General features: G+C 58.0%; 8 protein-coding genes. All 8 read right to left on the bottom strand.

Translation table 11 applies throughout. The features are described from left to right. Positions 1-1,036: 2Fe-2S iron-sulfur cluster-binding protein (locus P8Z34_16050; GenBank protein MEJ2552185.1), on the bottom strand; the 1,036-nt coding region annotated here is incomplete at its 3' end. A gap of 76 nt (positions 1,037-1,112) precedes the next feature. Beyond that, entirely contained in the window at positions 1,113-2,456 is a 1,344-nt protein-coding gene (gene acsC, locus P8Z34_16045; protein ID MEJ2552184.1) for an acetyl-CoA decarbonylase/synthase complex subunit gamma, read from the bottom strand. 18 nt (positions 2,457-2,474) lie between these two features. Next, the gene (locus tag P8Z34_16040) at positions 2,475-3,446 is read right to left on the bottom strand and encodes an acetyl-CoA decarbonylase/synthase complex subunit delta (GenBank protein ID MEJ2552183.1); all 972 of its coding nucleotides are present in this window, start codon (positions 3,444-3,446) and stop codon (positions 2,475-2,477) included. Between the two features lie 119 nt (positions 3,447-3,565). After that, positions 3,566-5,860, bottom strand: coding sequence for an acetyl-CoA decarbonylase/synthase complex subunit alpha/beta (acsB, locus tag P8Z34_16035; GenBank protein MEJ2552182.1), 2,295 nt, complete (start codon positions 5,858-5,860; stop codon positions 3,566-3,568). A gap of 14 nt (positions 5,861-5,874) precedes the next feature. Next, positions 5,875-7,869, bottom strand: coding sequence for an anaerobic carbon-monoxide dehydrogenase catalytic subunit (gene cooS / locus P8Z34_16030; protein ID MEJ2552181.1), 1,995 nt, complete (start codon positions 7,867-7,869; stop codon positions 5,875-5,877). A gap of 18 nt (positions 7,870-7,887) precedes the next feature. Further along, positions 7,888-8,223: a heavy-metal-associated domain-containing protein gene (locus P8Z34_16025; GenBank protein MEJ2552180.1), complete on the bottom strand. Its 336-nt coding sequence runs from the start codon at positions 8,221-8,223 to the stop codon at positions 7,888-7,890. Positions 8,224-8,616: 393 nt separating this feature from the next. Beyond that, positions 8,617-9,324, bottom strand: a complete 708-nt coding sequence (locus P8Z34_16020) for a response regulator (protein ID MEJ2552179.1) — start codon at positions 9,322-9,324, stop codon at positions 8,617-8,619. Continuing rightward, positions 9,324-10,604 (bottom strand): ATP-binding protein (locus P8Z34_16015; GenBank protein ID MEJ2552178.1); only part of this gene is annotated, 1,281 nt, incomplete at its 5' end. The genes P8Z34_16015 and P8Z34_16020, both read right to left, overlap by 1 nt.

Here is a 10,604-nt window from a genome sequence, read left to right as displayed (position 1 = left end):
CGACGGCGGGCAGGCAGTCCACCGGAGCCAGCGGGTAGACATTCAACTCCAATTCCCGGGCGCGGAAGGTGGAAGGCTGGTTGGCGGCAGGAACGTAGGGCGTGAGCCGAATGCTTTCCGGCGGTATGCCCAGGAAGAGGTGCATCATCGTGGTGTTTCCGGCCACACTGACCTTGTAGATTTGCTGCGGGGAAACACCGGTGCGTTTTTGCAGTCTATCGAGCAAAGTGTCGATGGTCTCGCGCACCAGGTCGTAGAGCTTTTGAAGGCCGTCCCCTTTGGCGGCGAAAACGATGCGCGAGATCACGTCTTCTCCGCGGGCGATCTGGCCGTTGTATTCCGAGGCCTGGTTTTTGACTTCACCGCTGGCCAGGTCGACGAGAAAGGCCGTGACGGTCGTCGTGCCGATGTCGAGCGCCAATCCATAGGGTTGGATCGGATCGGCCTGAATATCGAGCAATTCCGCCGAGTCGCCTCCCGGCGCGTCGAACGCCAGGACGACCCAAGGGGACCAGGATGCCTGTCGAAGCGCCGTGCCCATGCGCCGCAGGACGGCCACCGGGGTGCGTAGATGCTCCACCCCGAGCTGCCGGAGCGCTTTGCGTAACCGGCTGAGATCGTCCAAGTTATCGTCGATCGAGGGAGGGGACATCTCGAGTTGAAAGGCGCGTACGGTTTGCTGAACGGCGGGATCGTATTCGAAAGGCAGCTCGACCTTGCGCGCGGATTTGTCGGTCACCAGACGGCGCTCGATCTTTTCCTGTTCCGGGATCGTGACCGTGAGGTCGCCCTCGATGATCGTCTGGCAGGCGAGGGCGTATCCGGCGGCGATGTCCTCCGCCGAAATGCGGATCGTCGAACGCCTGCGGGCTCCTTCGCCCTCGACGATGACGGCGCAGCGGCCGCAGCGTCCCTGCCCGCCGCAAGGCTGCTGGATTTCCAACTGGGCTTCCTGCATGGCGTCGGTGATCAGAGCTCCCGTGGGAACATCAACGCTTTGATCGGCGGGTAAGAAGTGTATTTTGTGGGTCGCCATGCTTTCACTGATCGTAACCTGCTACGCATGTCGATTATATCCCATGCGGCTTTGGATCGATCCGGTCGGTATAGGCTCAATTAGGCCACACGCTGTCGAGGAAGCCCTTGATGTCGACTGCCTCGCGAGGGCCGACCAGAATTTTCCAGCCCGGCAGTTCTTCTTCCAACTCGCCCGAGATCGCGGCGACATGGCCGGGAATGATCAGCTTGTGGTGTGTGACTTTATCGGCGACGTTGAACGCCTTGATGTCCTTGGCGATGCGTTCCGCATCGAATTTACCGGCCGCCCAGGCTGTGAGTACGCTCATGCCTTCCGAATCGGCAACCAACAACCATCCGGGTTTCCCAGCACCTTCCACCTCGTTGGCAACCGAGAAGTAGGTGATCGAGAAATTGGTGGTCACCATGAGCGGTGCGTCCGGTTTCGGTTCGTTGATCTCGTACAAACCGGGCTGAACCTGGATTGGTTTCTGCGGGTCGGTGTAGATGTTCTGGCGCAACACCAGCAAGGCATACAGGCTGGCAGGGTTGAACGTGTCGAGCACGATCAGTCCGCCATATTTGGCAATCTGTTCGGCGGCGAGCAGGGTTTCGTCGGCTTCCGGTGCGGTCCCTGGGAAGCTGATGATCGGATACCCGAGGGGGCGGAATGTCTTCTTCAACGCCAATCGACGGATGGCTGTGAGTTTGTTCAGCGAATCGTGGTAGCCGCCGAGTTGCGGGTCCAACACCACGTCCTCGACACCGGCGTTCTTGAGTTTCTGCGTCAGATCGGCCAGGCCGTCGAGAGACTCGGCGCGGACGGCCAGGGGAACGTTTTTCCCTTTGGCGACTTCGGCCATTGCCTCCCAATTGTCAGCGTCGGCGGCATACAGCAGTGGACGCGCGCCTTCAGCGGCTTCCAGGCCTGCCTTGGCCAATTCCGCCGAATTGGCGATCAAGATCAACGGCTTCTTGCTGGTTTCGTTCACGGCTTTCACGGCAGCCGCGAAGGTTGCAGGATCTCCCGAAACGGCTTCGACGGCGAAGCCATCCAAGAAAAGATCGATGCCCACGTAATCCACGTGGAAGGCGCTTGCCTCGCCGGCTTTGTCTTTCAGTGTCCCGGCGTCCTCATCGTCTTTCAATCGCAGGAAGAGCCCGCATTTGTTGAAGAAAGTCTTCTCGTGCCGGAAGAGGACCGTCTCGTTCCCGACTTTCACTTCACCTTCTTCATTCTTGAGTTCGACCAGGCGAATGGGCGGCGAGGAAGCCGCTTCGAGTTTGGCTTTTGCCTCGTCGCTCACGTAAGGGCAGTCGTCCAGTGTAGCTTGCTTGGCGGCCAATTTCATGGCGAAGGCCAGGCAGGTGGGGAAACCACACTCCTTGCAGTTGGTCTGTGGTAGTAATTTGTAAATCTCTAGTCCGGTTAATGCCATCTTCTTCCTCCGCGCTTGTTAAGCCGTTTGGGGTTGGATCAGATCGTCGATCAGGCTGCGTACGCGTTTCAGCGTTTCGGGATGTCGCAGCACGATCAGGTCTGCTCCTGAGTGAATAATTGCCGTTGCGGTAATGGCTTCCCAATCAAGCGCACGTTGTTTCCAATCTCCCCATGTATCCGGAACGCCGTCGCCGACTTTGGATTCCTTCACCTTCCAGGTTTCCTCACCCGGCGTGACGATCATCGGCTGTTGGGTCATCGTGTCGCCTTGCAGCGCAGCCAAGCGCAGACGTTCCATGACGGAGTAGCCGTATTCGATTCCGTATCCCAATGCCCCGGTGGTCGGATCCATGACGATGCGTTCGAGCGGCATGCCCATGTCGTGGATCAGGATGATCAGCTGCTTGGAGAGATTGACGTCCATGGGGGTCTTGGATTGCACCAGGTGGTCGTGCGCCAGGGCGGCGGCGACGATGGTGCGGTAGTTGTTCTCCTCGCAGAGACCCAGCAGCAGGCGTTCGCCTTTGCCTTCTTCGGCGACGGCGACGATCAATTCGTTGTCAAGGTCGGCTTGGCCGGGACCGATCACTGCCAGGGGAAGTCCACTGGTTTCCAGGACCTGGCGTACGATCTTTTTGGCGTTTTCCGGCGTGTTGGGTTCGCCGTCGGAAGTCGTCGTGCTGAGCTTGAGATAGATCAGGTCGGCGCCGGCTTCTTCGGCCGCCTTGGCCCATGCGACCGGATCGTCGATCACGTCTCCCCAGGTTTCGATCAGCAGCTCGGACCAATCCTCGGGTCTGCGGTCGCGGATTTCCAGGGCAAGGGCCGGTCGGTTGGGCGTCTCCCCTTCGTGCAGCAAGAAAGGCATGCAGGTTTCGCCCCCGATGGTCAAGGTATGTGTGCGCGTTCCCCCTTCATCGGCCGTAGCACCGATGGTTACCTGGCGCACGCTACTGGTGTACTTTTCTTTCGGGATTTCAACGGTCATTGGGATTTCGTCCTCCTACGGGATTGGCAGGAAAGGGACTGGGGATCGATGCTTCGGACGTTGTTTGCTTCGTAACATCCTCATTCCGAAACCCGATCCCCGGGCTTGCTTTCCTGGTATTAGATCATTGGCTCCATCTCGAGAGCGGGATGTCCTTTCTCTTGAAGGTATTCGAGCAATGCTTCCACTTCGGTGCAAACGGTTTCGTCGGCGATTTTTTCGATCAGATCGGGATCGCCCTCTCGCTCGGCCACCTGGGTGAGTTCTTCCGCCATCTGCTCCTTCAGAACGGAGGACATCCAAACCACACGTTTGAAACCGCCGTCGGCGGAGATGAACTTGGGGCTGGTGATGTAGAATTTCCCGTGGCCCATCACGCCCGGCGTTTGCAGTCCACCGCCGGCCACACCGGCCAGAGTCGAGAAGGTCATGCCGGCCGGCGTCATGCTGGTGTCCTCGCGGCTGACGATCATGATGCCGTTGGCTTCGGGGATCAACATGGCGATGCACTCGAAACAGCCGCATGCCGTCATCGGATTTTCCATGATGGAATACATCGAGACTTCGCTGACGCTTCCGTGGGAGGCTTTGACGGCGTACTCGTTGATGCCCGTGTAATAGCCCTTGACGGCGTCGAGCTGTTCGCCTTTATCGATCGGCTGGTTCGGGCCGGTGGGATTGATCTGGTACGAGGCCTTGCAGTCCAGCCAGTTGTAGGCGCCGCACAAACCGAGGCGCTCGGGGCTGACGATGCAGACGTGATCCGGCGCGAAGGACTGGCACAGGGTGCAGGAATAGAAGGTGTCCACGCTCTCGTCGACCATTGCGCCGATGCGCAAGTTGCGCTCGTCGTAAGCCGCGCGCGCTTTCTCCAGCCATTCGGCGTGCAGTTTGGGTTCGGTGATGATGGTGACTTCGACCTTGTCGACGATCGATCCGAAATCATCGTGGTAGCGGGCGTGCAGGATGTCGCCGAAGTGCTTCAGATTGAAGCCTTTTTCGGCGGCCGTCTTGCTGATGCGGATCCAGGCAATGTCGCGCTGACCGATGTGCTGGATGCCGGACCCGCCGTTGATGAAGTAGTGGATCTGGCGTTCGAGCACCGGCTCGAAATCTTTTTCCATCTTGCGTCCGGCGACTTTCACCAGAATGCCCAAATCCATGCTGCCCTGGTCTTCCAATTTCTCGAAACCGTCTCCGATGACTTCGATCTTGCCGTCATCGATTTCATCCATGTCTTCCATGAAGAGGTACTCGAAGGCCCGGCTGCGTTTGCCGCCGAATTCGACGCGCATGTCCGCCTTGCGTACGACCTCGCCTTCGAAGGCCGACCCGTAAGCGACTGGCACCGGCACTTCACTGATCTTGACCTTGACGCCGCGCACCTCGATGGCCTTTTGGACCAGTTTGGCGGCTTTCTCTTCCTCGTTGTCGCCTTCGATCTCGTTCCACGGCATCGAGATGACGTGTTCGTAGCGCGTGACCCCGGTGGGCAGAATTTCGGGAATCACCGTATCGGCGATGACGGGAAATCCGTAGGAGATCGCCCCGGCGGCCGTGGCATATTTAAGATCGTCGACCTCGCCCAAGGCCAGCACGAAGGCGAAAACGCGGAACTTGTTGTACAGCAGGATGTCGCGCCACTGGCCGCCTTTCATGCCCCCGAAAGTGAGCGCGGATCGAGTGGCGAAACCCAGCGGGTAGATCGCCCCGATGGTGTCGCGGCTGAAGGGAACGATATACGTGTCGTATCCCATCTCCACATTTTCTTCCACCAGTTGGTCGATGATCGAACGTCCGTTGACGTTGCCTACGAGAAAGGTGAGAATGTTTCTCTTCTGGAGTTCGCGAACGATGGCGACGGCGGCTGCGTTGGAGTGCGCCGCGCCAGCGATGGCTGCGAAGCCGGGCATGCGCCCGTCCACCAATTGGATGCCCCAGGAGCGCAGTTGGATATCGTCGATCGGCCCGTTGAGATGTCCGTTTCCGTTGGGCCCGGAACCGTTGTCTCCAGCGTCTGGGCTCGTGAAGGACGTCGATCCGGCCAACGTGAGTCCGGGATAGGGCTGAGGCTCCTCGCCATGAACGAAGCGGATACCTTCGATGATCTCTTCGGCAAGCAACGTGGCCATACCGGAGTCCAACGTCTCGCCGAGATACGGCGTCCAAAGCTTTTCATCGGGTATCGGGTGGAGCAGATTTTTTGCGTGCTCCAGGGCAAGTTCCATGTCCCCCAACGTACTGACCTCGTGCCCGAGCATTCCCAGAATAACGGGCAGATAATACGCCGTATTGGGGAAGGCGACAGGCGCATCGCGCCCCTTTTCCTCAATGGCCTTCGTCAGTGCCTTTTCTGCCTCCGCTACGATGGCGTTGGCGCCTCGAATAGCGCGAGTTGCAATGTAACGTGACATGATCTTTTCCCTCTCTACTTCGCCTGATTACCGTATACGGCATTAATACGTTCGGGCAAAGGCAATTCCACAAGTTCGTCGATTCTCCAATCGCCGCTCTGACCCCATTTGCTTGGGTCGTATTCGTGCAGCCCGAGGTCGGCGCGCTTTTTGTCAATGTGCGCCAGACTTCGACGGACGATTTCCTCGCTGTCGTTGCAGAATTCCAGTCTGCCGCCAACTTTTTCTTCCCAACCGTCGCTGATCAGGCGCGTGACTTCTTCGATGCCCGAAACGGGACTGGAGTGGCCCATGATGACATAGGCGCCGGATGCGACGCAGTAGGTGGCGATAGAAATGGCTTTCTCGCTCATCCATTCCGGTGCCAATCCCACGGCGGGGATGTCGCTGATATCTTCCCCTAAGCCGCCTTCTGTGGCCATTTGGGCCAGCACGGTCAAAATACGCGAGTTATCCACGCACGAACCCATGTGCAGCACGGGAGGGATTCCCACGGCTTCACATACTTCACGCAGACCCGGGCCGGCATACTCGAGTGCCGCCTCCGGAGTCATGTAGCCTTGCTTGGCGCTGGCGATTGCGCCGCATCCGGTTTCGACCACGAGCACGTCGTTTTTAATGAACTCGGTGACGACCTCTCGGTGCAGCTTGTCGTGGCAGACACGCGCGTTGTTGCAGCCGATATTGGCGACGACGCCGCGGATACGTCCAGCCGCAATGGCGTCATTGAGCGGCCGGAGGGAACCGCGGTAGACCCCACCCAGGGCATAATTTATGTATTCGTGCGAAAAACCGGGGATGAGCGGCGTGTGTTCATCGGGGATCCTCATTTCGCCGCGTTCGGGGAAGCGATCGCAGGCGGTTCGCACGATGTCCTTGGCGATCTCCATGGCACGCAGTTCATCGAATTCCATGTGGGTGGCGCCGGTGATTTTTGCCTTGGGTGACGTGGTGATCACTTCGGTGTGGAATTTATCAGCGAGCTTCACCACTCCCTGCATGATGCATTGGATGTCCACCACCATGGCTTCGACGGCTCCCGTCAGGATGGCCAATTCCTGTTGGAGGAAATTCCCTGCCAGGGGTACGCCCTGGCGCATCAGCGTCTCGTTCGCCGTGCAGCAGATGCCGCCCAGGGTGATGCCCTTGGCGCCCTTGCTTTTTGCGTACTCGATCAATTCAGGGTCTTGTGCGGCGGCGACGATCATCTCGGAGAGTGTGGGTTCGTGACCGTGGATGATGATGTTGACTTCGTCCTGTTTCAGGACGCCCAGATTCGCCTCGGAAATGACGGGGCCTGGCGTGCCGAAGAGCACGTCGGAAAGATCGGTGGCGAGCATCGATCCGCCCCATCCGTCGCCCAACGCGGTGCGCATGGCCTGGTCGAGAATGTGTTCCGCGTCCTGATCGTTGCCCACGTGCGTGCGGTGCATGATCTCGACGATTTCACGATCGACGTTGCGGGGCGTGATGCCCAGATTGTGCCAGATTTGTTGTCTCTTCTCTGGTGCGCGTTTGATGTAAGTGATCTCGCCGCGGGGTTTACCGAATTCTTCCAGTGCTTTCAAAGCAACTTCTTGGGCGAGGTCTTCTATGGATTTGCCCTTCACCTCTACGCCGAGGTAGTCAGCCATTTCCGCCAATTTCGCCGGATCACGAACCTTGTAGTCCGGGGCGTGGCCTTCTGCCGCCGCCAGAAGCGTGTAGGCCAGATCGCGTCCGTGGTCGGAGTGCGAGGCGGCTCCTGCCGCAACCATGCGGGCAAAATTGCGGGCACCTACCGTCTCGATGGTCGCACCGCAAACCCCGGTCTGGCCGTCCTTTACCAGGCGGCAGGGTCCCATTCCGCAAACCTTACAGCACATACCGTCGCTGCCGATGGGACAGGGGGCCATTGAATCCGCGCGAAAGAAGGAAGTCTCATATTCATGTTCTTGGGCAAACTCGAGCATACCTATCGTGGCTTGATCTTGACTCGCTTCCTCTGGAGATCTCATTTTCCTTGCCATCGTTGTCATCCTCCTGGGTTAATACCGACGAAATTCGCCCGACATCTTGAGGTCCGCAATGTTCGTTTTGGTGTTGCGAGATCCGAGGCTTTCCCAATGTGGATCTCGTTTGATGTCATCGGCGGTCACAATCGCTGTTGCCTTCGCTTCACCGACCGGATATCCTGCCCCTTCCAGCGTCTCTTCGATCTTCGAAGGATCGATAACCTTTGGATCGAAGGTCACGAGAAGCTGTCTCCATGCCGAACTTGCATAGATTTCTTCGATGCCTTTGATTCCGTCCAATGCGTTCCTCACCACAAGCACGTGGTGATCCGCATACATGGACGGCAGGTCGAGAACGATTTCTTCCATTGGGTCTTCCTCCTGATGGCTAAGCTAGATCCAGCAATATCTACCTTATGTTAACTCCGACTCGATTCCTTTCTCGTTCCGGGTCTTGGGAAGAAAAGAAAGGGTATAGCGCCTTGAAAAAATAAATTCTCCCACACAACGAGGCCATTCCACAACGTCCTCGTTGGTGGACCGCATCCATAGAATCATGAATGCAACAATGTTGACCCGCCTAGTGGGGAAAGTCATACATTTCTTGGTAAGTCATCCTGTGTAAAAAAGGGAACCTGGACCCGCCTGATTTCTGCCACGATTGTTGATTCTTCTTGAAGGAGCGGCGGGTCACAGTATCGATGTCCCGGCGCCGGCTTGGGCTTCATACCGGTATTTCCGCGATGCGAAATTATCCGGGGGCTAGTGATCCTGTGGGGGCTGCAAATCCAGGGCTTCGAGTAATCGGATGCAGTGCAGCACGGAACGGGTGATCACCTCGATCTGTTTATAGGCGGGATCCATGTCGATGTCTGCGATGGGAATGTTCGTTTCGGGCAGGTCATCCGCCTGCAAGGTGAGGCTGGTGAGGTGTTTGATTTGATTGAGCTGCTTGGAGAGTTCTTCGGCGGCCCGCGTGATGTTGTTGAGGGGCGTATCCAGTTCTTTCGCGATCCCGGAGGTGATGGCTCCGATGACCCCGGCGTTCTGAACGGTTTTCCTAAAGCGTCGTCTCAAACGACCGATTGCCAGGGCGCGGGTGACGGCATCCAGCACCAGGTCCGGTTCGAGCGGCTTGGTGATGTAGTCGTAAGCTCCGCCGGCCAACGCATAGGTGGCCGTGTTCGAATCGCCGTGGCCCGTGATGATGATGATGGGAATCTCGGGGTCCAATTTTACGACGCGTTCCATCAATTCCAGCCCCGACATGTTCGGCATCTTGATGTCGAAGATGAGAATGTCGAACGGGGGAAGCTCGTCGCGTTCGAGCGCCTTATGAAAGAGTTCCAAGCCCTGTTGGCCGTCGTTGGCGCAGGTGACGATGTGCCCGCAGATGGAGAGCATGTCGCTGAGACCTTCACGGACGGAAGGTTCATCGTCCACGACGAGGATGTGCGCCGTCTCTTGCATCAGTCGTTTCCCGCTCCATTTTCCACGGCTGGCAGTTTGATCCGGAAAGTGGATCCTTTGTCGGGTGTGCTCTCGACTTCGATCTCTCCGCCATGGAGCTCCACGATTCCGTGACTTATGGATAAGCCCAGGCCCGTCCCTTTGTCCACGGGTTTGGTCGTGAAGAATGGATCGAAGACGTTTTCGATGATCTCGGACGGGATGCCGCTCCCGGAGTCGGCGACTTCGATCACCACCAATCCGTTCTCCTGGTACGTCCGCAGCGATATTTCCTTTTTTTCAGCCCGATCCAGGGAGTCTCGTGCGTTGGTGATCAAGTTGAGCACGACTTGTTCGATCTGATTGGTATCGCCTCGTACCTGGGGAAGGTTTTCATCGAGCTGCAAGTTGATTTCGATGTTCTGCAGTTTCAGTTGTTCGGAGAGCATGCTCAACGAATCTTCGACCGCCTGATTCACGCGCATCAGTTCCATGTGACCCGTTGCCTGTCTGGAGAACGTGCGCAGGTGTTCGATGATCTTCGCGGCCTTGTCGACCAGATCGCTGATTTTCTCCAGGTTTTGGATCATCTTCTCGGGCTTGAGATTTCCGGTTGTCTGGGCGCGTTTTGTGTTTTGGGCGAAGAGCTTGATCCCCGCCAGGGGGTTGTTGATCTCGTGCGCGATTCCGGCGGTGAGTGTGCCCATCGAGGCGAGTTTACTTGCCTGGATGAGTTGACGCTGGGTGGACTTCAATTCCACGATGCTGGCTTCGAGTTCCTTTGAACGCATCTCCAATTCCGCGTTGGATTTGCGCAGGCGTTCCGTGATCTGGGCCTTGCGCAGGGCGATCGAAGCCTGGTTCGCGAGGGAGGTCAGTTGGCGGATGGTGTCTTCGTCGAACGCATCCACGTGGGGACTGGTCACGCTGAGCGTGCCCTCGGGGACGTTTTCGATGATGAGCGGTACGACGATCAGGGATCTGAAATCCTCGTTGGTGTTGACGAAATCGGGTTCCTTGTTTACGTCGGGCACGTAGATGAGCCTCTTCTCGTGGACGGCGCGCCCGGCGATGCCTTGATTCGGGTCGAAGCCGACGGCGTGGGCGGGTTCGCCGCTCGATTGTGAAACGGCGCGCGGCAGCAGCCGCAGGCTGTCGTGATCGATGAGGTGAATGGTCGCCTTCGCCGTGGGCGTGTCGGCGGGGGAGGCGTGCTTGACGACGAGCTGCAGGATGTCGTCCAGCTCGGAGGCGTGCGCCAGGCTGTTGCCGATCTCGAGCAGGGCGATTTGTTCGGCGAG

The sequence above is a fragment of the Anaerolineales bacterium genome (assembly GCA_037382465.1).
In the GTDB taxonomy this organism is placed as follows: Bacteria; Chloroflexota; Anaerolineae; order Anaerolineales; family E44-bin32; genus WVZH01.
The sequence above is the reverse complement of the archived record's forward strand: the minus strand, read 5'-3'. Positions and strand labels throughout refer to the sequence as shown.

Excerpts from the sequence above, each read along its gene's own strand:
- P8Z34_16025 (MEJ2552180.1), bottom strand. The coding sequence starts at position 8,223 with ATGGAAGAAATCGTTCTCGACCTGCCGTCCATGTATGCGGATCACCAC.
- cooS (MEJ2552181.1), bottom strand. The coding sequence starts at position 7,869 with ATGGCAAGGAAAATGAGATCTCCAGAGGAAGCGAGTCAAGATCAAGCC.
- P8Z34_16040 (MEJ2552183.1), bottom strand. The coding sequence starts at position 3,446 with ATGACCGTTGAAATCCCGAAAGAAAAGTACACCAGTAGCGTGCGCCAG.
- P8Z34_16020 (MEJ2552179.1), bottom strand. The coding sequence starts at position 9,324 with ATGCAAGAGACGGCGCACATCCTCGTCGTGGACGATGAACCTTCCGTC.
- acsB (MEJ2552182.1), bottom strand. The coding sequence starts at position 5,860 with ATGTCACGTTACATTGCAACTCGCGCTATTCGAGGCGCCAACGCCATC.
- acsC (MEJ2552184.1), bottom strand. The coding sequence starts at position 2,456 with ATGGCATTAACCGGACTAGAGATTTACAAATTACTACCACAGACCAAC.